This window comes from Nocardiopsis sp. LDBS1602 (assembly GCF_035818715.1).
Taxonomy (GTDB): Bacteria; Actinomycetota; Actinomycetes; order Streptosporangiales; family Streptosporangiaceae; genus Nocardiopsis; species Nocardiopsis alba.
The window spans coordinates 232,720-253,307 of record NZ_JAYLVW010000002.1; the positions used below are offsets into that span (position 1 = coordinate 232,720).

24 protein-coding genes and 2 CRISPR repeat arrays are annotated in these 20,588 nt (G+C 68.3%); of the genes, 13 read left to right on the plus strand and 11 right to left on the minus strand.

All coding sequences use genetic code 11. The features are described 5' to 3' along the window. Positions 1-195 precede the first annotated feature (195 nt). Entirely contained in the window at positions 196-780 is a 585-nt protein-coding gene (locus U9J66_RS09120) for an HD domain-containing protein (RefSeq protein WP_017533203.1), read from the plus strand. A 222-nt stretch (positions 781-1,002) separates the two neighbouring features. Beyond that, complete coding sequence (locus U9J66_RS09125; RefSeq protein ID WP_161110734.1) at positions 1,003-1,845, plus strand: phosphotransferase; 843 nt, start codon at positions 1,003-1,005, stop codon at positions 1,843-1,845. 129 nt (positions 1,846-1,974) lie between these two features. Here the strand turns inward: U9J66_RS09125 and U9J66_RS09130 are convergent, their stop codons facing one another. The 3 genes from U9J66_RS09130 to U9J66_RS09140 form a co-directional block, all read right to left on the minus strand. Further along, positions 1,975-2,901 (minus strand): NADP-dependent oxidoreductase, encoded by a 927-nt coding sequence (locus tag U9J66_RS09130; RefSeq protein ID WP_042283827.1) that lies wholly within the window; start codon positions 2,899-2,901, stop codon positions 1,975-1,977. A gap of 23 nt (positions 2,902-2,924) precedes the next feature. Then, positions 2,925-3,077: a hypothetical protein gene (locus U9J66_RS09135; protein ID WP_326337494.1), complete on the minus strand. Its 153-nt coding sequence runs from the start codon at positions 3,075-3,077 to the stop codon at positions 2,925-2,927. A 267-nt stretch (positions 3,078-3,344) separates the two neighbouring features. Continuing rightward, positions 3,345-4,109 carry a metal-dependent hydrolase gene (locus U9J66_RS09140; RefSeq protein ID WP_042283830.1) on the minus strand — a complete coding sequence of 255 codons (765 nt, stop codon included), beginning with the start codon at positions 4,107-4,109 and terminating at the stop codon, positions 3,345-3,347. Between the two features lie 464 nt (positions 4,110-4,573). Beyond that, a CRISPR array of direct repeats spans positions 4,574-5,397; the repeat unit is 29 nt; unit sequence CTGCTCCCCGCGCACGCGGGGATGACCCC. Positions 5,398-5,451: 54 nt separating this feature from the next. Here U9J66_RS09140 and U9J66_RS09145 point away from each other — a divergent pair. Beyond that, positions 5,452-6,231, plus strand: coding sequence for a protein kinase (locus U9J66_RS09145; protein WP_326337495.1), 780 nt, complete (start codon positions 5,452-5,454; stop codon positions 6,229-6,231). 139 nt (positions 6,232-6,370) lie between these two features. Beyond that, positions 6,371-6,643: direct repeats of the CRISPR family, unit length 29 nt; unit sequence CTGCTCCCCGCGCACGCGGGGATGACCCC. A gap of 128 nt (positions 6,644-6,771) precedes the next feature. Here U9J66_RS09145 and U9J66_RS09150 read toward each other — a convergent pair. The 4 genes from U9J66_RS09150 to U9J66_RS09165 all read right to left on the minus strand — a co-directional run bounded on the left by U9J66_RS09150 (position 6,772) and on the right by U9J66_RS09165 (position 8,522). After that, positions 6,772-6,954 carry a DUF397 domain-containing protein gene (locus U9J66_RS09150; RefSeq protein ID WP_161110732.1) on the minus strand — a complete coding sequence of 61 codons (183 nt, stop codon included), beginning with the start codon at positions 6,952-6,954 and terminating at the stop codon, positions 6,772-6,774. After that, positions 6,947-7,156: a DUF397 domain-containing protein gene (locus U9J66_RS09155; protein WP_161110731.1), complete on the minus strand. Its 210-nt coding sequence runs from the start codon at positions 7,154-7,156 to the stop codon at positions 6,947-6,949. The genes U9J66_RS09150 and U9J66_RS09155 overlap by 8 nt, the downstream gene beginning before the upstream one ends. 243 nt (positions 7,157-7,399) lie before the next feature. Further along, complete coding sequence (locus U9J66_RS09160; RefSeq protein ID WP_161110730.1) at positions 7,400-7,588, minus strand: DUF397 domain-containing protein; 189 nt, start codon at positions 7,586-7,588, stop codon at positions 7,400-7,402. A 10-nt stretch (positions 7,589-7,598) separates the two neighbouring features. Further along, positions 7,599-8,522 (minus strand): helix-turn-helix domain-containing protein, encoded by a 924-nt coding sequence (locus U9J66_RS09165; protein WP_326337496.1) that lies wholly within the window; start codon positions 8,520-8,522, stop codon positions 7,599-7,601. Between the two features lie 384 nt (positions 8,523-8,906). Here U9J66_RS09165 and U9J66_RS09170 point away from each other — a divergent pair, with 384 nt between their 5' ends. From U9J66_RS09170 to U9J66_RS09195, 6 genes are all read left to right on the plus strand, one after another. After that, complete coding sequence (locus U9J66_RS09170; protein WP_326337497.1) at positions 8,907-9,290, plus strand: hypothetical protein; 384 nt, start codon at positions 8,907-8,909, stop codon at positions 9,288-9,290. An 83-nt stretch (positions 9,291-9,373) separates the two neighbouring features. Then, positions 9,374-9,625, plus strand: coding sequence for a hypothetical protein (locus U9J66_RS09175; protein WP_161110728.1), 252 nt, complete (start codon positions 9,374-9,376; stop codon positions 9,623-9,625). Further along, a complete protein-coding gene (locus U9J66_RS09180) occupies positions 9,615-10,448 on the plus strand; it encodes an SAM-dependent methyltransferase (protein ID WP_326337498.1) in 834 nt (277 codons plus the stop codon). The genes U9J66_RS09175 and U9J66_RS09180 overlap by 11 nt, the downstream gene beginning before the upstream one ends. A 140-nt stretch (positions 10,449-10,588) precedes the next feature. Further along, positions 10,589-11,092, plus strand: a complete 504-nt coding sequence (locus U9J66_RS09185) for a helix-turn-helix domain-containing protein (protein ID WP_326337499.1) — start codon at positions 10,589-10,591, stop codon at positions 11,090-11,092. Positions 11,093-11,204: 112 nt separating this feature from the next. Next, the gene (locus U9J66_RS09190; protein WP_014910824.1) at positions 11,205-11,372 is read left to right on the plus strand and encodes a BldC family transcriptional regulator; all 168 of its coding nucleotides are present in this window, start codon (positions 11,205-11,207) and stop codon (positions 11,370-11,372) included. 760 nt (positions 11,373-12,132) lie between these two features. Continuing rightward, positions 12,133-12,387, plus strand: a complete 255-nt coding sequence (locus U9J66_RS09195; protein ID WP_014909624.1) for a glutaredoxin domain-containing protein — start codon at positions 12,133-12,135, stop codon at positions 12,385-12,387. 98 nt (positions 12,388-12,485) lie between these two features. On the opposite strand, the gene U9J66_RS09200 is transcribed toward U9J66_RS09195, so the two are convergent. Both U9J66_RS09200 and U9J66_RS09205 read right to left on the minus strand, forming a co-directional pair. Beyond that, positions 12,486-13,769, minus strand: a complete 1,284-nt coding sequence (locus U9J66_RS09200) for an ArgE/DapE family deacylase (RefSeq protein ID WP_326337500.1) — start codon at positions 13,767-13,769, stop codon at positions 12,486-12,488. Between the two features lie 44 nt (positions 13,770-13,813). Beyond that, the gene (locus tag U9J66_RS09205; protein ID WP_326337501.1) at positions 13,814-15,157 is read right to left on the minus strand and encodes an MFS transporter; all 1,344 of its coding nucleotides are present in this window, start codon (positions 15,155-15,157) and stop codon (positions 13,814-13,816) included. A 130-nt stretch (positions 15,158-15,287) separates the two neighbouring features. Here U9J66_RS09205 and U9J66_RS09210 point away from each other — a divergent pair, with 130 nt between their 5' ends. Beyond that, entirely contained in the window at positions 15,288-16,418 is a 1,131-nt protein-coding gene (locus tag U9J66_RS09210; protein ID WP_326337502.1) for a PucR family transcriptional regulator, read from the plus strand. Between the two features lie 121 nt (positions 16,419-16,539). Here the strand turns inward: U9J66_RS09210 and U9J66_RS09215 are convergent, their stop codons facing one another. After that, the gene (locus U9J66_RS09215) at positions 16,540-16,857 is read right to left on the minus strand and encodes a heavy-metal-binding family protein (protein WP_326337503.1); all 318 of its coding nucleotides are present in this window, start codon (positions 16,855-16,857) and stop codon (positions 16,540-16,542) included. A gap of 222 nt (positions 16,858-17,079) precedes the next feature. Between U9J66_RS09215 and U9J66_RS09220 the strand changes: the two genes are divergently transcribed. The 3 genes from U9J66_RS09220 to U9J66_RS09230 all read left to right on the plus strand — a co-directional run bounded on the left by U9J66_RS09220 (position 17,080) and on the right by U9J66_RS09230 (position 20,114). After that, positions 17,080-17,667 (plus strand): dihydrofolate reductase family protein, encoded by a 588-nt coding sequence (locus tag U9J66_RS09220; protein WP_326337504.1) that lies wholly within the window; start codon positions 17,080-17,082, stop codon positions 17,665-17,667. 26 nt (positions 17,668-17,693) lie between these two features. Further along, positions 17,694-18,317, plus strand: coding sequence for a dihydrofolate reductase family protein (locus U9J66_RS09225; RefSeq protein ID WP_326337505.1), 624 nt, complete (start codon positions 17,694-17,696; stop codon positions 18,315-18,317). Between the two features lie 168 nt (positions 18,318-18,485). Beyond that, positions 18,486-20,114, plus strand: a complete 1,629-nt coding sequence (locus tag U9J66_RS09230; RefSeq protein ID WP_326337506.1) for an AMP-binding protein — start codon at positions 18,486-18,488, stop codon at positions 20,112-20,114. A 45-nt stretch (positions 20,115-20,159) separates the two neighbouring features. Here U9J66_RS09230 and U9J66_RS09235 read toward each other — a convergent pair whose 3' ends face one another. Continuing rightward, positions 20,160-20,429 carry an HPr family phosphocarrier protein gene (locus U9J66_RS09235; protein ID WP_014909910.1) on the minus strand — a complete coding sequence of 90 codons (270 nt, stop codon included), beginning with the start codon at positions 20,427-20,429 and terminating at the stop codon, positions 20,160-20,162. Between the last annotated feature and the right edge of the window lie 159 nt (positions 20,430-20,588).

Genomic DNA, 20,588 nt, shown 5'->3' on the forward strand with positions numbered 1-20,588 from the left:
CCTGTCCACGTTCATGACAGTCCCTACCCCTCATCCGTAAGCCAGGTATGCCAACGAAGAGGATCGCGGACGACCTGATGAGGTCGGTGGCCCGGATGCTTTCGGAGGGCACGATCTCGCCCCGGTCGAAGCGCGAACTCGAAGAGGTGTCTTACGCTCTTCGCACGGTTCAACGGCGCTGGAAGGGTTTCCAGAATGGGCGAGCAGCAGGACGTGCGGGCACTGGACTACCTGTACGAGGCCGGTCTCCTCAAACGCTACAAGCGGACCGGCTGGGTCGTTGCCGGTGTCCCTGACCCGGAGTCGATAGCGGACCACTCGCACCGCACCGCCCTCACGGCGGCCGTCATCGCGGAGCTCGAAGGCGCGAACCCAGAGCGCGCCGCGTTCCTGGCCCTGTTCCACGACACTCAGGAGACTCGGCTGACGGACATCCCCTACATCGGGAAGCGGTACCTGAAGGCCTCCAGCAACGCGGAGGTGACCGCGGATCAGACAGCGGGGATGCCGGAGGGTCTCGCGCGGTTGATCGGTGGTGCGGAAGCGGAGTACGAGGCCAAGGAGTCGGCGGAGGCGCGATGCGCGAAGGACGCCGACAAGCTCGAATGCCTTCTCCAGGCCGTGGAGTACCGGGAGCAGGGGACGGACACACAGGCGTGGATCGACACGTCTCTCGCGGCGTTGAAGACCGACGGCGCGCAGAGGCTCGCGAAACTGGCGTTGGACCGGTCGCCGTTGGCATGGATGCACGAGGCGCGGGACTCCAAGCCCCCGAAGTAGCCGGACATGTAGGACGGACCCTGAACCTTGCGCACGCGGGGATGGACCCGATGTTGAGGTCAGACGCCAGGACGGCGCGTCCTGCTCCCCGCGCATGCGGGGATCCCTCATCCCACCCGACCACCCACAGCTCTCACCCCACGAAGCGAGGCCAGCACCACCTCGCCACCGGCGTCGCCGTAGGTCCCACTCGGGTCGCCACCCGCGTCATATCGTCGACCCATGACCACAGCTCAGGAGCTCGCCGGCCAACGTCATCGTGACCACATGCGGAACCTGCTCGTCCAGGCGGCCGAGGGGTTCGGTCTGACTCTGGTCGGGGAGCCGGTGTTCGGGTGGCGGGATCGCACCATCGGCGCTCCCGGACGCGGTCCGCACGGTGACCTGTGGGTGCGGGTCACCACCGAGTTCCCCGCCTGGGCCTCTGGTCGGGCCTGGACCGGTAACTCCGACGCCGACGCGCTCAGTGGGGTGCCGCGGCCCGAGGTCGTCGAGGTCACCGAGTGGGACGACCCTCCCCGCCGAGTTCGTGCCGAGGCCGCCACCCTGCTTCCCGGGGACGTCCTCTCGACCACGCGCTTCCTGCACGGGCGGCCCGAGGCGGGAGAACTCTGGTGGAGCGATCTACGCGACGCTCTCGACCGCCTGGCCGAACAGGACACGGATCGGGTCGCCGTCGACCAGGAGACCATCACCCGGCGCCTGCTGGTGTTCTTCGGCGACGCCATCGATCCGACCGTCACCCGTTGGACGACCGCCCACGGCGACCTGCACTGGAACAACCTGCTCGGCCCCGACCTGGGCGTCCTGGACTGGGAACTGTGGGGGAGCGGCCCGGCCGGTCTGGACGCCGCCACGCTGTACTGCCACAGCCTCACCCACCCCGAGACCGCTGAACGGGTGCGTCGGGCGTTCGCCGACCTGCTCGACACCCCCGACGGGATACGAGCGCAACTGTTCGTCATCACCCGGCTGCTGCTGCGCATCGAGCGCGGCGACGACCCGACCATCGCGCCTCTGCTGCACCGAAAGGCGCGCGAGCTCCTGGACGATCAGAGCCGCTAGCCCCCGCGTCCCGAGCTCCACGCGCCCCGGCCCCCATCGGCCGCGCTCGTTCGCGATGGTGGGCCCCGGCGCGGTCTCCACCGCCCGGAGCCCACCTGAGCCCTCCCGTCCCTCGCGAACGACGTGTGGTCAGGCCACCGACACGATGACCTTGCCGCGCGTGTGACCATCGGCGACGAGGTCCTGGGCGGCGGCGATCTCCGAGAGCGGGAACTCACGGGCGATCGGCACCCGGAGGCCGCCGTCGGCGATGGCGTCCATGACCTCTTGCAGAGCGTGCTCGAAGCCCGGCTCCCTACCGGTGACGAGGATCCCGCCCTGCTCGGGGACCTCGGGGTCCACGAGCGTCGCGATGGGGGCCGTCTCGCTCGAAAGCGCCCGGAGGTCCGTGAACTTTCCGCCGGTCACCAGGTCGAACGCCGCGTCGAAGGGGCGGTCCGTGGCGGCCCGCGCCCGGGCCTGCCAGCCCTCCCCGTACTCGATCGGGACGACCCCGAGTTCCCGCAGGTGCGCGTGGTTGGCCTGGGACGCCGTTCCGACCACGGTGGCCCCGCGGGCGATGGCGAGCTGGGTGAGGAAGGTGCCCACACCGCCGGACGCGCCGTCGACCAGGATCATGTCGCCACGGGACACCCCCGTGAGTCCGAGGGCCCGTACCGCGGTGCCGCCCCCGACCCCGATCGTCGCGGCGACGCGCAGGTCGACGGAGTCCGGGACGTGTACCAGTGTGGCCGCGTAGGTGTTCACCAGCTCGGCGGCCGCGCCGCTCGGGGAGAGGCCGGCCACCCGGTCACCGGGGGAGAAGCCGGTGACACCGGCACCGATCCGTTCGACCGTTCCGGCGACGTCCATTCCGGTGATCGTGGTGCCCTGGAGCGGGCCGCCGTCGCCGAGCGTCCCGGTACGGATCTTGATGTCGACCGGGTTGACGCTCGCGTAGGAGACCCGGACCTGTACCTCTCCCGCTCCGGGCTCGGGGACCGGGAGTTCGGACACCTGGAGGACGTCGCTATCGCCGTATTCGGTGTAGAAGGCCGCGAGAGTCATGTGGACCATCCCTTCTCTGCTCTTGTGTGTCGTCATGGTCCGAGGAAGTCCGCACGTGGCGTGGGCCCCTCGGGGTGCGGTCGGACCGCTCGATCGGAGTTCTGCCCCGGCTCGGTCATGGCGGGCCCGGCGGTCCAACCGCCGTCGACGGCGCGTTCGGCTCCGGTGGCCACGTTCGCTACCATCCCCCGCTTCAAGGCGGACTTCAATGAAATGGCCGATGATCAGGTCGCTCGTTTCCGGAGTGACACCGGCCGGTCGCCCCCGCGCACGCGGGGATGGACCCTTGGCGAGCTACGTCGAGATGGCGACCCGTACTTGCTCCCCGCGCACGCGGGGATGGGCCGAGGGGCGCACGCGACGTCATCCAGCGGACGCACGCGGGCCGGCGCCGGGGTCAGTCGTTGATCACCGACCACATCCTCAGCGTCGGCCCCTTCCGAAGGGCGTCGTCATCCCGCGGGGGTGTAGGCCCAGAGCCAGATGGCCGGGGTTCCCAACAGGCACAACACCCTGATCACCCATTCGGGGGCCGACTGCCGGCCGGTGGCGAACGGCAGCGGGGAGTGGAACATCCACCATCGTTTCCCCCGGTACTTCAGAGGCCAGGCCAGGGGGACCCCGGCCGGGGTCAACCAGTCGCCGAGGATGTGCACCAGAGCGCCCACGCCGACGGTGATCCCGAACAGCCGCGGGTCGGCGCCCACCAGGTGGGGGGTCGTCGCGACCAGGTAGGTCAGGGTGGCCGCCAGCAGGGCCAGGGACAGGATGGCCGGGGTGGCGCGGGCTCGGCTCTGGCCGGTCACCTCTCGCCAGATCACTCCGATCCCGAGCGCGGTCATCAGCCACACCAGGACGGGTGCTCCCCAGAGTCCGGACGAGGCCAGCAGCCATGCCAGAGCGCCGAAGCCGGCCGCGGCGGGCAGAGTGTGGGTGAGGTGGCGGTGGCCGCCCTCATCGTGGCCGGCCGAGTCCCGCGAGGTCGCGGTCCATCGGTAGACCAGACGGGACAGGCCTCGGGTGAGGTGCGAGATGCCTTCGGTGATCGGGGCCAGGGAGCGGCCGACGCTGGAGTTGGGTTCGTCCAGGTCCGGTAGGAGAGCGGCGCCGGCTCCGACGGCCGCGCAGAGGACGAGGTCGGCGGGGTGGTTGCCGAGGACTGCGCCCAGGGCGGCTCCGGTCAGTAGGCCGGTCGCGGCGTGGGAGGTGCCCATCATGAGAGGGGGTCGCTTTCGTGCCGTAAGGGGTGTTCCGCACCTGTTCGGGAGAGTCCGAGGGTAGATGTGGGGCGGCAACAGAATATGGACACTTTTGTCTTCTTGTAGAGGGAAAAGGTCCTTATAGCGCCTCTGAGGTCGAACGGGGATCTGAGCTCTCACACGTGGGGGTGGTCTGAGGTCAGGGTGCCGTGGAGCTCATGGCCGAGTGGTCCTCCGAGCACGCGGGGATGACCTCGTACATCAGCCGATCGAGGTGGGCAGAGGGGTCTGCTCTTCGCGTATGTGGGCCGATCCCATCTCGTTGAGGTCGGCCCCGGAACCTCGCCCCTGCTTTTTGTGGGGTGTCTAGGCTGGTGGGGATTGGTGTTCGGGTGGGTGGTCGAGGAGTGTCGGTTTTGTCTGTTTCTCGACAACGTGCAGAAATGGCGGGTCGGCTGGGATAGCGTCGCAGGTCAGGAAGACTGCTCCCCGCGCACGCGGGGATGACCCCACCACCCGTCTGGGACCCGACCCCGCCACCGCCTGCTCCCCGCGCACGCGGGGATGACCCCTTCTTGCTGATGTCGCGGACCTTGGTCGTGTACTGCTCCCCGCGCACGCGGGGATGACCCCTTTGGGTGTACCGTCTGGCGCTGGCCACGGTTCTGCTCCCCGCGCACGCGGGGATGACCCCTTTGGGTGTACCGTCTGGCGCTGGCCACGGTTCTGCTCCCCGCGCACGCGGGGATGACCCCTCGGCACCCTCCAGGCGCGAGCCTCGCTCCGCCTGCTCCCCGCGCACGCGGGGATGACCCCCTCCAGGAGCGGGTCAGGGAGATCACGCTGGACTGCTCCCCGCGCACGCGGGGATGACCCCTACGCCGAACAGATGGGCCACCCGCGCGCGAACTGCTCCCCGCGCACGCGGGGATGACCCCCCGCGCCGCCACCGAAACCACGGCCTCCGCCCCTGCTCCCCGCGCACGCGGGGATGACCCCATCGCCCGCTGGCTGCGCGACGGCGCCCGCCTCTGCTCCCCGCGCACGCGGGGATGACCCCTCATCACCCTGCTGTGGGAGACCCGAGGGGACCTGCTCCCCGCGCACGCGGGGATGACCCCACACAGGTGGGTAGCGCTGCGGTGATGAACGGTCTGCTCCCCGCGCACGCGGGGATGGACCCGTCGGGGTGCCATCGGGGCCGAGTGGCCACCACTGCTCCCCGCGCACGCGGGGATGGCCCCGCCTCCGGGGCGGCGCTGATGTCGTCCGCGCGCTGCTCCTCGCGTACGTGGGGATGGGCCCGTCACGTGGGTGCCGATGTGGTCCGAGTGCCTCCCCGTAGTTAGGAAGACCGAGCGTGGATCAGAGGCTGAGAGAACTCATCACCCCGCGCACCGGGCCCATCGTCCAGGTGGAACCGGTCGCGCGGGGGTACAGCGCCAGCGCCACGGCGGTGGTCACCGGTGAGTGCGGCCGCGTGTTCGTCAAGGCCACCCTGGACCGGTCGGGCGGTCGGCTGGAGGAGGTCGAACGTGAAGGGCTGATCAACCCCCACCTGGGGGGTCTGGCTCCTGAGCTGCTGTGGCAGGCCCGGGGCCAGGGGTGGTTCGCTCTGGGGTTCGAGGTCATCGACGCTCGGCCGACCGATTACAGCGCGGGGTCACCGGATCTGCCCCGGGTGGTGGAGGCGATGGATCGCATCGCCGCGCTTCCCCTTCCGCGGGTCGCGGAGCCGTGGGTGGAGGACCGGTGGGACCGGGCCCTGGCCGAGGACGAGTTGTCCGTCCTGCGTGGGAACCATCTGACCCATGCGGACCTGCACCCGCGCAATATCGTGGTGGACACCGACGACCGGGTGTGGGTCGTGGACTGGGCCTGGCCGACCCGGGCGGCTGCGGTGGTGATGCCCTCGACGTTGGCGGTGCAGCTGGTCTCCGCCGAACAGGAGCCGGCCGAGGTGGAGAAGCTATTGGCCACCTCCGCGTTGTGGGGGCGATTGGACCGGGGGGCGTTGGTGACGTTCGCGCTCGCGCAGGTGCGTATGCATCGCCATTACACCCGGCTTCGTCCTGACGAGCGGTGGTTGGAGGCGATGCTGGACGCGGCGAAGGCCTGGCACGCGCATCTGAAGTTGTAGAGACTGTTCCCTGCGAGGGTGTCCGGGGTGGTGGGGGAGTGGTGTTCGGGTGGGTGGTCAAGAGGTGTCGGTTTTGTCTGTTTCTCGGGAAGTTGGAAAAACGACTGCTTCCCGCTGGTAAGTTGCCAGGTCAAAGAGTCTGCTCCCCGCGCACGCGGGGATGGACCCGCATGGAGACACCGATGGACCAGCCGCCCCTGCTGCTCCCCGCGCACGCGGGGATGACCCCCGCCAGGTGCAGCGGGGCCTGGCCGACGCCGACTGCTCCCCGCGCACGCGGGGATGACCCCTCGAACCGGCCCTGCTGCTCCCACTCGTTGAGCTGCTCCCCGCGCACGCGGGGATGACCCCATCACCGGCACCACAACGGAGGTGTTCAGGTACTGCTCCCCGCGCACGCGGGGATGACCCCGGAAGTACCTGGATGTCGATGTTCGGGAGCTGCTGCTCCCCGCGGATGCGGGGATGGGTGGAGTGGTCGTTCTGGGTGTGGGGAGGCCCCGGGAGCTGGTGCTTCCGGGGCCTGGTTGGTTTTGGGGGTTATCGGGTGAGGGTGGTGAGGAAGGCTGCCCATTCGTCGGTGGGGAAGGGCAGGTGGCCGTCCGTCCTTCGTTTGGTGTCTCGGATGGCGGAGGCTCCGGGGGTGTCGGCGACCTCGACGCAGTTGTTCGGGTTGCTGTAGCTGGACTTGCGGAAGTTCAGGGGGTGGGTGGTCTCAGGCATGGTGGGCCTCCGTGCGGCGGGTGGTGGCGAGGAGGGCTGTCCATTCGCTGCTGCTGAAGGTGAGGTGTCCTGAGTCAGGGTTCTGTGAGTCTCGGACGGCGGAGGTGCCTGGGGTATCGGCGACCTCGACGCAGTTCTGCCCCTTGGCAGAGCTGTAGCTGGATTTGCGGAAGGGGAGAGCTTCGGCCTGGGGGAGTGGCATCGTCCATCGCTCCTGAGTCGGGTGCTGGGGGGAGCCTCAGGGTAACTCTGTGGCTTCAGCCGTGGTAGAGAACGCTCGTAACCGGACTTTCTTGATGCGCTAGTTCAGCTAACAGTGGGCGAAATCATGAGAAGACCTTGGTCCTTCCCCGCCAGGAACCTGGCAGGGTACAGTAGCTGTGGGATTGCATCAGGTAATGCAACGCGAAGGCCCCCGGGTGACCGGGGGCCTTCGTCGTGGTCGCTACGAGTGGGACACAGTCCTGAGCAGCGCCGTCCACTCCGAGCTGGAGAACATAAGGTGCCCGGACTCGCGATTCTGGGTGTCGCGTACTGCCGAGCTCCCAGGGACGTTGGCGACCTCGACGCAGTTGTCGGTGCGGCCGCCGCTGTAGCTGGACTTACGGAAGTTCAAGGTCGGGTGGGATTGCATGGTCGTGTCCTTAGCTGATGAAGCTTTCCAAGGTCTGGACAGACTCCTGGATGCCGAGAGCTGACGCACTCACATATGAGTACACCAGGTCGAACGCCTCTACATCCTCTATATCTTCGTGTACCCGCTGGCTGGCAGCGCTTTCGGTGTACACGAGGCCGGAATCTTCCGCGAAGTCGAGGATGGTGAAGCCACCCGCGACTGCGGCATGTAGACCAGCGGAGTCCGGGAGAACCTGGACGCGCAAGTCCGGCCTCTGGATGTCGATCAGGTGGCGGACCTGCTGCTCTCTTATCTCCGAGGGGATCTTGCGGAGCGCGGACTCATCGAGGATGCACCAGTACTTCGGTCCTTCTGCTGTCGGGCCGAGGATTTGCTGTCGCAACATCCTGGCTTCAACACGTCGTTCGATCTCCTCAGCGTCCACGATGCCAGCACCGGCGATGACCGCTCGGGTGTACGCCTGTGTCTGAAGAAGGCCAGGGATGACGGTCAAAGCCACATCGCGGATCCGTGAGGCTCCTGGTTCCAGTCCGATGAGAGTGCTCTCGATGACGTCGTCGTAGTTGCGCCACCAACTCTTGCGCCGGGCTTCCTTCGCAAGACGTACGTACTCCTCGCGTTCCGCGAGGTTGTCGATGCCGTAGACGTCGAGTAGCAGCTCCACGACCTCTAGCTTCGGCCGTACCCACTCATCACGTTCGATCCTCGTGATCGTCGAAGCAGAGATCTTCGTGCCACTGATCTCTAGAGCTCGCTCGTTCACTTGGTCAGCGGTCATCCTCGCCGCTTCTCTGCTCTCCCGCAGCATGCGTGAGAGACGCATTTTGCTGAGCGGCGGTGATGAGGCCACGAACGGTGTCTCCTCAGTGGAGGGCGTCTGGATGCGCTCTGATCCTAGAGGCGCTTCTGGGTTTCCGGACATTTTGCTCATCACCAACCTTGAAGTAAGGGATCTACATGGGATTCTCTCACTAATCTAAAAGTTGGTCTTGCGTTTTTTGGCTGAACGCGTGAGCATGGGACTACCTGATGAATCCCGCCGGACCTCCCATCCGGCTCCCTGAGAAGAGGTGTGCGCTATGGCGCCCCGTTCCCTGAAGCTCCCTGTCCGACGACATCGCCGTGCGGCGCGGCGGGTGAGGAGCTATGTCCTCGACCTGCTCGCCTCGACTCCCGTTCCCTCACGTGCTCCCTCTCTGACTCCGGTGTTCGTGCCTCGGCCGCGTCGGCCTCTCGAAGCCCTCAGCGCATCGGAGGTCCCGTTGTTGGAGCGGGTGTTGACCGGGTTGCGGAACCTGCCGGAGGTGGCGTGACCATGATGGATATCCAGACCGAGGCGTTCCTATCCGCGCTCCGCGACGCGCTCAGGCTCCCCGCTCCCGCCATGACCGGCAGGGGTACCGGGTCATTCAGCCCGCTCGGATCGTCCCGTCCGTCCCGCTCACCCGGTTCGCCCAGCCCTTCGGTGCCCCTGTGTTCGCGTTCTCGTTCCGGGTCCGCCGGCTCCTCCGCTTCCTTCCTCTCCTCCGCACCGGCCGTCGCCCCCGCCGCGCATCTGGGCGAGCACCACCCCGCTCTGCTCCGGGCGCGGATGTGTCAGGCGCGGGCCGCGTTGTCGGTGGCGCTCTCCTCCGGTGACCTCGCGGCGGCGATCGCCCTGCTCGACCGGCTCACCGAAACCGAGGGAGCCGCTTCGTGAACAGGTCTTGCTTAGAAGCCCACCTCACCTCGGCCGGCCGCACCCGCCGCTGCGTCCGCGCCCGAACGCACGAGGGCGTTCACATGGATGAGTACGGAGACACCTGGGCCCCTCCCGCACAGGTGTTGGCCGAACTCACCTCCCGCTGGGGGCGTACGCACAAGATCGCCTGGACCGGACGCTTCTGGCTGGCCACCCACCACCACCCTCGCGCCCCCTGGCGCAGCCAGATCGAACCCACCCCCGAACAGTTGGAATCGCGGCTGCGCGCTCACTACGGGATGCCGCCCGGGCCTCCCGCGGAGCGCACCAAGAGGAGGCGTGATGTTCCCTGAAACGCAGAAGCCTCCGGTCTGGGGCGAGGCCCGTAGCGGAACCCTGCTCGACCGTGAGGAATGGGCGTTGACCAACGCGGCCCGCACCTTCGACTACCTGGACTACGGCAAGGACTCCTGGAGCCAGGACCGCCATGTCGCCGTGCGCATGGCCGAGGCCTCACCCGCCTTGGCGGGGCAGATGTTGCTGCACCGCAAGGCCCGCGAAGGCGTGGTCGACGCGGTCTGCCACTCCTTCTCCCAGGTGATCGATCTGGGCTGTGGGTTGCCGACGTTGCGCCGGGCTCCGCACGAACGGGGCCGGGTGTTGTGGGGGTCGCGGGCGAGGACGGTCTATGTCGACCACGATCTGGCCGCCCTGGCCGCCGCCAGGGCGTGGTGGGAGCATCCGGCCCGGGTTCGGGGAGGCAACGTGCACGTGCTCGACCTGGATCTGAGGTTCCCAGAAACCTTGGTCAACGCTCTGGGCGAGCATCTGGATCTGTCGGTGCCGGTGGGGGTGCTCTCCACCCTGACCCTGGATCACCTCGAAGACGAAGAGGTCACGGGTCTGCTGGAGGCGCTGGCCTCCCGACTGGCACCGGGAAGCGGCTGGGGGATCACGCACCTGTCCGGGATGAACGGGGCCGCTGAGGTCTACACCGGCCAAGCCCGAGAGCAGGGCGCGGATACCCGGTTGGTGGCACGCGAGTCGGACGGGCTGAGGAATGTCTTCGAAGCGTCGGGGTGGCGGTGGCGGGCCTCGCCGCCGAATGACCCGGGCAGGGGAGAGCCGCCCATCGCCGCTCTGACCACTCTTACCGGAACCATTCGGCCCTGCTGATGCGGCTGTGGAAAAGCCCTGTGCCGCAAGGTGCGGAACACTCGGCCGGTGCCTCGGAGGGGCGCTCCCACGAGCGCCCTTCCGGGGCCCGCCCGCCTGGCTCGATCACCCGCTTCCCCTCTCCGATCTGGAGTCTTCGAGTGAACGAACATGACGCGGACTCCCTGTGCACCGAGTCCAAGAAGGCGCTGGGTGTGCATCTGAAGCGGTTGCGGAAGGCGGCCGGGTTGAGCGGCTACCGGTTGTCGGGGGTGGATCAGTCGACGGTCTCGCGGATCGAGACCGGACGCATCCGCCCCTCGCACGAGCTCCTGACCAGGCTGTTGGACGCCTACGAGGCCGACCAGGAGGGACGGGAGCAGGCCTACCTGCTCTGGGACCAGGCCCAACTCCCCCTCCAGACCCGGCGTCGGCAGGTCGAGGGCACCCGCGCCGCGTGGGACCAGGCCGCCCGCCCGGCCTACGGTCCCACCCTGCTGGCCGGGGCCAGCGCCGCCGAGGACGCCGCCCGCTACCTCACCCGTGCGCAGTGGGCGGGCAACAGCCCGTCCCGCAGGACCGCGCTGTTGGACGACGCCGAAGGACGCCTGGTCCAGGTGCTGGCCGCGCTCCACGCCGCACGCACACGTATACGGGAACGCTGATCGTCCCCTGGCTCGAAGACCACGCGCTCGTGTTCCGACATGGGCGCCTCGAACAACCTAACCCCCGACGACCCCCTGAGAGAAGAACATGACGCAGCCGGATGTCGACCCCATGGACCTGCTCACCCCCCAAGAGGTCGCCCAGGCCTTCCGGGTGGATCCCAAGACCGTCCGTCTGTGGGCCCAAGAAGGCAGACTGCGCTGGGTCCGCACCCTGGGCGGCCACCGCCGCTACTTCAAGTCCGACGTCCAACGCCTGCTCACCGAACCCGGACGATGACCACATGAAAAGACATTTCAATGAAAACGGGATGACATGACCGCTCCCGAATAGATCGGCGGTGGACGGTCCGTGATGACCGAGACCGGGAGCAACACAAGAACGTGAGGGCCGGCTGGATGTCGGAGCCGCGGGACTGGAGACCCGACGGCTTCGATAGGGACCCTCCGTGGGGCCGCATCCTTCGGGGTGCGGCCCTGACCATCGAGTACCCGATCAGGATGCCCCGAGCGCTTCGACCTCGCGTCCCATGGGTCACACGGAGAGGTGATGGGGGTGCTTTTCGCTCGTTTTTGTGAAGCGGACTTTTGGGTGGGGGCTGCCAAGGTGCCGGGAGGTTCTTGTCGGTGTGGAGCTCTAAACTCCAGGGAGAAGGTCTGCTCTACGACCTGTGCCGTTGACAGGTCGAGGATGGTTGGGCTGAAGGGGCCTGGTCCGGCGTTGGTTTCGGGAGGCTCGATGAGAAGCCGAAGAGCTCTGATTTCAGCGCGGCGCCGGGCGCGGATGTACTACCGGATGCCTTCATCGCCCCTACGAGGGGCAGCAACCTGAGCATGGCCTGGTTGGAGTCCACGTCAAAGTGGTGCCTTCATCGCCCCTGCGAGGGGTAGCAACTCGAAGACGTACGTCGAGTTGGCGCTGTCGATCAGGTCCTCATCGCCCCTACGAGGGGCAACCACTCCACTCCCCGTATGCCCCTTGGAAGCACATTTGGGGCGGTCGGGCAGACTGGCGGGGAGACCACCCCGAGGGAGGACGGATGAACGAGGCGGCGATCCGCGTCTACGGAGCCGACTGGTGCCGGGACTGCCGACGTACGAAGAAGCAACTGACCGAGCTTCAGGTGCCCTTCGAGTACATCGACGTCGAGCACGACACGGCGGCCACGGAACAGGCCCGGGAGATCTCGGGGCGGACCAACATCCCGGTGGTCGTCTACCCGGACGGCTCCCACCAGGTCGAACCGGCCAACGCGGAGGTCGAGGCGAAGCTCCGCGAGCTGTCGCTGCTCTGACATGAGGACGGCGCCGCACCCTGCAAGCAAGGATGCGGCGCCGTTTCTTCTATCCGGGCCTCGCTGAGGGGTCGTGGAACGGACCTCTCGAAGCCGTGTCAGGAGGCCGGTTCCAACCCGCACCACGCGGAGATGAACAGGGCGATGGACTTGGTGATCCGCCGCACGGACTCGATGTCGACGCGCTCGTCATATCCGTGGATGGCCTCGGAGACCGGCCCGTAGACCAGCGCGGGAACCCCCTGGTACAGGGTGTAGACACGTCCGTCCAGGTAGCCGGGGGTGGTGAAGGTCCTCAGCTCCTCCTCGAAGACGGTCCGGTGTGCTCCGCGCAGAACGTCCTCCGCCTCCGTCCCCTCCGGCAGGACGTAACCCTCGGAGTAGAAGCCGGTCCGTTCGCCCACGGCCTGGATGGGGTTCCCCGCGTCATCGGTGGTGGTGTTCCGCAGAACCTCCTCGATCTGCTCCCAGGCGTCGTCGGCGCTCACCCCGGGATAGAGCGCCGCCCGGACCTGGAGCTCGCACCAGGCGGGAACGCTGGACGGCCAATCGCCACCGGTGATCCCACCGAGGTTGAAGTTGATGGGGTGGTCGAGGTCCTCGAAGTAGGGGTGCCGGTCCTTCTCGTCGTTCCAGCGCCGTTCGAGCTCGCGCAGTCTCCCCATCACGTGGTGTGCCGCGTCGATCGCGTTGAACCCCGACGTCATCTCCCTCGGGTGCGTGGGGTGCCCGGCGACGCGCACGGTGAACCAGATGACGCCGACGTTGGCGCGGACCAGCATGTCCTCCTCCGGCTCGGGGATCAGGACGGCGTCGGCGCGGTAACCGCGCTGGATCGTCGCGAGTGATCCGTTGCCGGTGCACTCCTCCTCCGCCACGGACTGGAAGTGGATGCGTCCGGTGGGCATGAACCCGGCCTTGAGCACGGCGTCGTAGGCGAACAGGTTGGCGGCCAGCCCCGCCTTCATGTCGCCGCTGCCCCGCCCGTACAGCCAACCGTCGATGACGGGGGCGTCCCAGGGCGACCGGGACCATTCCTCGACGGGGCCTTCGGGGACCACGTCGATGTGGCCGTTGAGGATCAGCGAACGTCCTCCACCTTGGGCGGGCGCGTACGTGCCCACCACGTTCTCGACGCCCTCGTAGGAGACCTTGATCTTTCCGGCCCCAGGGTGGGCGGAGATCTCCTCGGGGTCGAGCTCCCAGCGGTCCATGGCCAGGCCTCGCCGTTCCATGGCCTCGTACATCAGGTCCTGTGCCGAGGACTCCCGAGTGCGCAGGGAGGGGTGACGTACGAGTTCCTGGGTGAAGGCCAGCTGGGCGTCGAAGGCCTCGTCGACCGCCGCTTCGATACGCGCGATGACTTCGGGTTCGAGGTTCAAGTGGATCTCCTGTACTGAGGTCGTGGTGGGAGTGGGCGGGCGCTTCATGCCTTGGTCTTCGGCGAGTTCTCGGCGGCTCGGACGTCCACGGCCCTGATCCGCTCGCCGGCCACACCGCCGAGCGCGGTGATGGCGCAGATGCCGATGAGGACCAGCACCGCGGGCCAGGACGCCCCGTCGTCCACGACCAGAAGCGCGGTGGCGATGAGCGGGAGGAAACCGCTGAGGGTTCCGGCGAGGTTGTAGCCGAGGGAGACGCCGCTGTAGCGCAGCCGGGCGGGGAACAGGTCTGCCAGCAGCGTGCCGGTGACGGCGTAGGCCAGGGTGATGAGGCAGATGCCGATGGTCACCGCGATGGTGATCGCCCAGGGCTCGCCCGTGTCGATGAGCCGGAAGAGGGGGAAGGCGGCCAGACCCGTGGTCACGGCGCCGATCACCGTCATCCGGCCGGGGCCGAAGCGTTCGGCCACGCGTCCGGCGATCAGGGTCGTGAAGATCTGGAAGACGGCGGCGACGAGCGTCGCGTTCACGACCGCCTGTCGGTCGACCTCCAGGACGGTGGAGGCGTAGGAGACCACGAAGGTCGTCATCATGTAGAAGCCGCCGACCCCCAGCAGAGCCGCGGCGACCGCCACGAGCAGGCGTCCTCCGGCTTCGCGGAACAGGGCCAGGGCGGGCACCTTGGCGCGGTCCTCCATCTCCAGGAGCTCCTGGAAGACGGGGGACTCCTCCACCTTGAAGCGGATGTAGAGGGCGATCCCGAGCAGCGGGAACGCGGCGAGGAACGGGAGTCGCCATCCCCAGGCGTCGAACTCGGCCGCGGGCAGCACCAGCACGGCGGCGAAGGCGGCGGAGGAGATGAGGGTGCCGACCGGGGAGCCGATCTGGACCAGGGCGGCGTACCGTGCGCGCTGCCGTTCGGGGGCGTGTTCGATGGCGATGGTGATGGCGCCGCCCCATTCGCCGCCCACGGCCAGCCCCTGGAGGAGTCGCAGGACCGCGAGCAGGATGGGCGCGGCGATACCGATCGCGAGGTAGTCGGGGAGCACGCCGATGAGTCCGGTCGCGCAGCCGATCATGACGATGGTCGCCAGCAGCGCGGGTCGCCGTCCGTAGCGGTCGCCGATGTAGCCGAAGATCAGCGCTCCGATCGGCCTGGCGGCGAAACCGACGCCGAAGGTCGCCAGCGCCGCCATGAGACCCGCGCTCGGGTCGAGGTCGGTGAAGAACAGACGGTTGAAGACCAGTGCGGCGGCCATGCCGAACAGGAAGTAGTCGTACCACTCCAGGGCGGTGCCGACGAAGGCGGCGAAGGCGATGCGTTTCGCGTCGGCCGCGTCGACGTTGGGGCCTCGCGCGCTCGGAGTGGTCGGCTGGGGCTGTGACATGTGATCCTCCGGGAGATGTGCACCGGTCGGGCGGACCATCGACGACCAGGTGTGATGCCGATCATCGTCTTGGAAAAACCCAACCTTCACAAGCGAAGAACACCACGAGAACGCCGTCTAAAATGTGCACATGCACAAAGCAGGGCAGTCGGATGTCATCCCCCGCGCGGCGGAGGCGTGCCTGGAGGAGCTGGAGGCCATCGCCTGGGCCTACGTCCGCAGGGTGCGCGAGCTGACCGGGTACGCGGAGACCGTCATCGACGACGCCGAGCTGTACGGCACCGCCCGGGCCACGCTCGAACTCCTCCTGGAACTCCTGCGGGGTCGGGAACGCCACGAGGAGCTGCGCGCCCACTCCGTCGAGGTCGGGCGGTCGCGCGCCCGCCGAGGGATCCCCCTGGAGTCACTGCTGCGGGCCGTGCGGATGGACTTCCGTTTCCTCTGGGAGGCGATGCGCGCGCATGTTCCCGAAGAGGACTTCTCCGGCTTCTCTGCGGAGGTCATCTCGATCTGGGAGGCGGTGGAGCTACACACGACGCACGTGCAGACCGGGTACACGGACGAGATCGCGCGGATGCGCGCGGAGCTGGAGTTGGAACACGCGTTCCTGCTCCGCCATCTGCTGAGCGGGTTCGGTACGGACGCGCGTCTGCACGCTCAGGCGGCCGAGGCCCTCGGGTTGGATCCCGACGGTGTCCACATCGTCCTGGTGGCCAACGAGAACCACGCGCGCGACTTCAGGGGGTGGGTCGGCGAGGCCCTGCCCGGCGCGTTCCTCCTCCGCCTGGACGGGGTCGAGTTCGCGATCGTTCCCGCCGCCGAGGTCACGGACGCCGCCCGGGAGGCGCTGGTGGCCAGGCCGGTCGGGATCTCTCCGAGCGCCCACGGCATCGGGGAGATCGCCGAGATGTGGCGTCTGGCCTGCGAGTTGGCGAAGTGGGCGCGGGACGGCGCGGCGGCGCGGTTCGAGGATCATTGGACCCGGCTGGCGGGCGCACGCCTGGGGGTGGTCGCCGAGGCCTTCGCCCGGGACGTCCGGTCCTCGCTCGGGAGGTACTCCCAGCGCGAGATCGACCTACAGATCGAGACGGTCGAGACCTATTACGAGATCGGTTCCATCACCGAGGTGGCGCGGGCGATGTTCTGCCACCGCAACACGGTGATCAACCGTCTCCGCAGGTTCGCGGAGGCCACCGGGCTCGACGTCGCCAAGCCGGTGGACGCCGCCGCGGCCCACCTGGCGCTGAGCGCCTTCCGCTAGGGGTGCGTTCGAGAGGAGGGGGCACCACCCCGACGAGGAACCCGGCCACGGGGTGCCGGATCCGAGCCTCACCGGGGCGGGCGGAAGCTCGTGCGGGCGGTGTCGCTCCGACGCGGGTCGCTCAGTCGAGCTCGTCGTCGGAGTCCTCCGCGTCGTCGACGAAGGTCACCGCGGTGCCATAGACGTAAGAGGAACCGGAGACTCCGACGCCGCCGACGATCCGCATGCCCACGACCGCGTCCGCGCCCTGCTCGCGCGCGTCCTGGCTGAGCTTGATGATGGTCCCTTCCGCGTCGTCGACGATGGTGGCCATGACCGGCCACATGTCATCGACTTCGAGGTCGCAGTAGTGCTCGGTGGTGACCACGGGCGTCTTGAGAGTGGACAGGTACTTGTCGGTCTCGTCCTCGACCGTTTCCGGCGCGTGCTCTTCGGACATGGGAGGCCTTCTTCTTCGCGGGGAGGGGGGATTCAGCATGCCAGGTCCCCCCGTACACCGGTGATCCGGGGCTCGTGAAGCGAAGGGCGCGACTCCTCAAAGGAGTGGTCGGATGACCGTTCTCATCGGCCTGTCGACGGGGCTCGGGCGGCGATGAGTTCGACGATGGTGCCGGGTCTACATCGTCGAGACCATCCGACCTCATCTCAAGGGGCAGGCACCATGACCACCACCTACACCTTCGACGTCTTCTCCAGCCTCGACGGCTTCGGCTCCTACGGCGAGGGCGGTGACTGGGGAGGCTACTGGGGCAAGCAGGGCCCCGAGTTCCTCCGACACCGGCTGGACCAGTACACGCCGGACCAGCGGATGATCTTCGGGGCGGGCACCTACCGGGAGTTCGTCGAACTCATGAAGATGGACCCCGCGGAGACCGGTGTGTACGACCCGTGGGTCGCGCGGATGCGGCACCTGCCGACGACCGTCGTCTCCGACACCGTCGAGGAACCCCTCGACTGGCCGGGGGACGCCCACGTCGCGCGCGGTGACGCCGTCGACGTGATCGCCCGGCTCAAGGAGGAGTCCGACGTTCCGTTGCGCTCGCACGGCAGTCTGTCGATGAACCGCGCCCTGATGGCCGCGGGCCTGGTCGACCGGGTCCAGGTGACGATCTTCCCGGTGTTGACCGGCCGGTCCGGGACCGCCCCGATCTTCAAGGGGGCCGAGGACTTCGACCTCGAACTGCTCGAACACCACACCTTCGACGGGCGGATCCAGGAGCTCGTCTACCGCCCCGCCCTGCACCACTGACCCTTTCGACCGCGAAGGAGGACATCGTGAGGCTGATTCTTCAGGAGTTCCTGTCATTGGACGGAGTGGCCCAGGGGCCCGGTTCTCCGGACGAGGACACCAGCGACGGTTTCGCGCGGGGAGGCTGGCTGGTCCCGCACATGGACGAGGAGTTCCTGAACGTCGTCATGGGCTGGTTGGAGGGGGCGGACGCGTTCCTGTTCGGTCGCCGCACCTACGAGAACTTCGCCCGCGACTGGCCGACGATGGACCCTGCGGAGGACCCGGCCGCTACGAAGCTCAACGGTCTGCCCAAGTACGTGGCCTCGCACAGTCTCACCGAGGCGACGTGGGAGCCGACCACGATCCTGTCCGGCGACGTGTTCGCCCAGGTGGCCGAGCTCAAGCGGCTCCCCGGCCGGGAGTTGCAGATCCACGGCAGCGCTCGTCTGGGGGCGTCGCTGTTGGCGGCGGGCCTGGTGGACGAGCTGCGGTTGATGGTCGCGCCGGTGGTCGTGGGCGACGGCCGGCGGTTGTTCCCGGAACACGGCGTTCCGTCCGGGTTGCGCCTGCGGAGCAACCGGACCACGCCGGGCGGGATCGCGGTCCAGGAGTACGAGGTGGTCGGGGCGGCCTCCTACGGCAGCTATGAGGGCGGCGGGGGTTCCTGAGGAGGAGCCGTTCGTCCGGGGTGCCGGAGCCGGTCGGGAAGGGGCGGAACGCTTCCCTCAGAGCCGTGGGACGTGGTAACTGTGATCCGGGTTACATGGTGGGAAAGGTGGTGAAAGCCGCCCGACCGGCCACGGAACCGCTGCCTCCGCACAGCAAGGAGCCCGGACTTGAGCAACACCGACCCCCGTCCCAGTTACGCCTCCGGTACCTCGACCACCCCTCTGCTCGGCGACACGATCGGCGGGAATCTGGCGCGCACCGCCGCCGCCCACCCCGACCGTGACGCGCTCATCGACCGCGGCCTGGGGCTCCGGTACACCTATCGGGAGTTCGACGCGGAGGTGGACCGGGTGGCCTCGGGCCTCCTCGACCTCGGGGTGACCAAGGGCGACCGGGTGGGCATCTGGTCGCCCAACCGCGCCGAGTGGGTGCTCGTCCAGTACGCGACCGCGCGGATCGGCGCGGTGCTGGTCAACATCAACCCGGCCTACCGCACCCACGAACTCCGCTACGTTCTGGGTCAGGCGGGCGTCTCGGCCCTGGTCTCGGCGCCCGCCTTCAAGACCTCCGACTACGCGGGCATGATCGAGGAGGTGCGCGGCGACTGTCCCGACCTGCGCGACGTGGTCCTCCTCGAAAGCCCCGCATGGGACGCGCTGCTCGCGGCGGGGGAGCGGAACGGCCGCGGACCGGTGGCCGAGGTGGAGGCGACCCTGTCCCCGGACGATCCGATCAACATCCAGTACACGTCGGGGACGACCGGATTCCCCAAGGGCGCGACCCTGTCCCACCACAACATCCTCAACAACGGCTTCTCGGTGGGCGAGCTGCTGGGCTACACCGAGATCGACCGGATCGCGCTGCCGGTGCCCTTCTACCACTGCTTCGGCATGGTGATGGGCAACCTCGCCGCCACCAGCCACGGCGCCTGCATGGTCATCCCCGGCCCCGGATTCGAACCCGCCACCGCGCTCGGCGCCGTCCAGGCGGAGAAGTGCACCTCGCTGTACGGGGTGCCGGTCATGTTCATCGCCGAACTGGCCCTGCCCGACTTCGACGACTACGACCTCTCCACCCTGCGGACCGGGATCATGGCGGGCTCGCCCTGCCCGGTGGAGGTGATGCGCCAGGTCATCGACCGGATGGGCATGGCCGAGGTGTCCATCTGTTACGGCATGACCGAGACCTCCCCGGTGAGCACCCAGACCCGGCGGGACGACTCCCTGGAACGCCGTGTGTCCACCGTGGGTCGGGTCGGCCCCCACCTGGAGGTCAAGGTCATCGACCCCGCCACGGGGGTCACCGTGCCCAGAGGCACCCCGGGTGAGCTGTGCACCCGCGGCTACTCGGTGATGCTCGGCTACTGGAACGAGCCGGACAAGACCGCCGAGGTGATCGACCGGGGCCGGTGGATGCACACCGGGGACCTCGCCGTCATGGACGAGGACGGCTACGTGGGCATCACCGGCCGGATCAAGGACATGGTGATCCGGGGCGGGGAGAACATCTACCCGCGCGAGATCGAAGAGGTGCTCTACACCCACCCCGACCTGCTCGACGCGCAGGTCATCGGGGTTCCGGACCAGAAGTACGGCGAGGAGCTCATGGCCTGGGTGCGGATGCGCGAGGGCGCCGAGCCGCTCACGCCCGAGACGCTCCGGGCCTTCTGTCAGGGCCGTATCGCCCACTTCAAGATCCCGCGTTACGTGCACGTGGTGGACGAGTTCCCGATGACGGTCACGGGCAAGGTCCGCAAGGTGCAGATGCGGGAGGAGTCCCTCCGCCTCCTGGACTGAGGACAGGGTCGGCCCCCGCGCCTCGGCGGGGGCCGACCGCCCCGGTCAGCGGGGGTCGAGTTCCTTGCCGAGCATCTCCACGAGCCCGTCCAGCGCGCCGTCCGCGTTCTCGTCATCGCAGGTCAGCGTCACGGTCTGGCCGTGCGAGACGCCCAGGGACATCACGGCGAGCACGCTGCGCGCGTCCACCGCCTCGTGGCCCTCGTGGGAGATCATCACGGGCAGACCGGTCTCGTTGACGGCCTGGACGAACAGGGCCGCCGGGCGGGCGTGCAGTCCTAGGAGGGAACCGATGACAACGGTGCGTTCGGGCATGGTCTTCCTTGAGGGGTCTCGTCGCTTCGGGTCGAGGATCGGCCGGATCCGTTCGATCCGCCACAGGGGTCGGCGCGGTCGCGGGGACGGCGCCGTCGGTGGTCATGACGTCGGGCCGGACACGGCGGCCCGGGAGGGGCCCGTGTGGGACGGCCCCGG

Bases quoted from the DNA above. Each gene is read 5' to 3' on its own strand.
- U9J66_RS09120 (WP_017533203.1), top strand. From the start codon at position 196: ATGGGCGAGCAGCAGGACGTGCGGGCACTGGACTACCTGTACGAGGCC.
- U9J66_RS09125 (WP_161110734.1), top strand. From the start codon at position 1,003: ATGACCACAGCTCAGGAGCTCGCCGGCCAACGTCATCGTGACCACATG.
- U9J66_RS09130 (WP_042283827.1), bottom strand. From the start codon at position 2,901: ATGGTCCACATGACTCTCGCGGCCTTCTACACCGAATACGGCGATAGC.
- U9J66_RS09135 (WP_326337494.1), bottom strand. From the start codon at position 3,077: ATGGTAGCGAACGTGGCCACCGGAGCCGAACGCGCCGTCGACGGCGGT.
- U9J66_RS09140 (WP_042283830.1), bottom strand. From the start codon at position 4,109: ATGATGGGCACCTCCCACGCCGCGACCGGCCTACTGACCGGAGCCGCC.
- U9J66_RS09150 (WP_161110732.1), bottom strand. From the start codon at position 6,954: ATGCCTGAGACCACCCACCCCCTGAACTTCCGCAAGTCCAGCTACAGC.
- U9J66_RS09155 (WP_161110731.1), bottom strand. From the start codon at position 7,156: ATGCCACTCCCCCAGGCCGAAGCTCTCCCCTTCCGCAAATCCAGCTAC.
- U9J66_RS09160 (WP_161110730.1), bottom strand. From the start codon at position 7,588: ATGCAATCCCACCCGACCTTGAACTTCCGTAAGTCCAGCTACAGCGGC.
- U9J66_RS09165 (WP_326337496.1), bottom strand. From the start codon at position 8,522: ATGAGCAAAATGTCCGGAAACCCAGAAGCGCCTCTAGGATCAGAGCGC.
- U9J66_RS09170 (WP_326337497.1), top strand. From the start codon at position 8,907: ATGATGGATATCCAGACCGAGGCGTTCCTATCCGCGCTCCGCGACGCG.
- U9J66_RS09175 (WP_161110728.1), top strand. From the start codon at position 9,374: ATGGATGAGTACGGAGACACCTGGGCCCCTCCCGCACAGGTGTTGGCC.
- U9J66_RS09180 (WP_326337498.1), top strand. From the start codon at position 9,615: ATGTTCCCTGAAACGCAGAAGCCTCCGGTCTGGGGCGAGGCCCGTAGC.
- U9J66_RS09190 (WP_014910824.1), top strand. From the start codon at position 11,205: ATGGACCTGCTCACCCCCCAAGAGGTCGCCCAGGCCTTCCGGGTGGAT.
- U9J66_RS09195 (WP_014909624.1), top strand. From the start codon at position 12,133: ATGAACGAGGCGGCGATCCGCGTCTACGGAGCCGACTGGTGCCGGGAC.
- U9J66_RS09205 (WP_326337501.1), bottom strand. From the start codon at position 15,157: ATGTCACAGCCCCAGCCGACCACTCCGAGCGCGCGAGGCCCCAACGTC.
- U9J66_RS09210 (WP_326337502.1), top strand. From the start codon at position 15,288: ATGCACAAAGCAGGGCAGTCGGATGTCATCCCCCGCGCGGCGGAGGCG.
- U9J66_RS09215 (WP_326337503.1), bottom strand. From the start codon at position 16,857: ATGTCCGAAGAGCACGCGCCGGAAACGGTCGAGGACGAGACCGACAAG.
- U9J66_RS09220 (WP_326337504.1), top strand. From the start codon at position 17,080: ATGACCACCACCTACACCTTCGACGTCTTCTCCAGCCTCGACGGCTTC.
- U9J66_RS09235 (WP_014909910.1), bottom strand. From the start codon at position 20,429: ATGCCCGAACGCACCGTTGTCATCGGTTCCCTCCTAGGACTGCACGCC.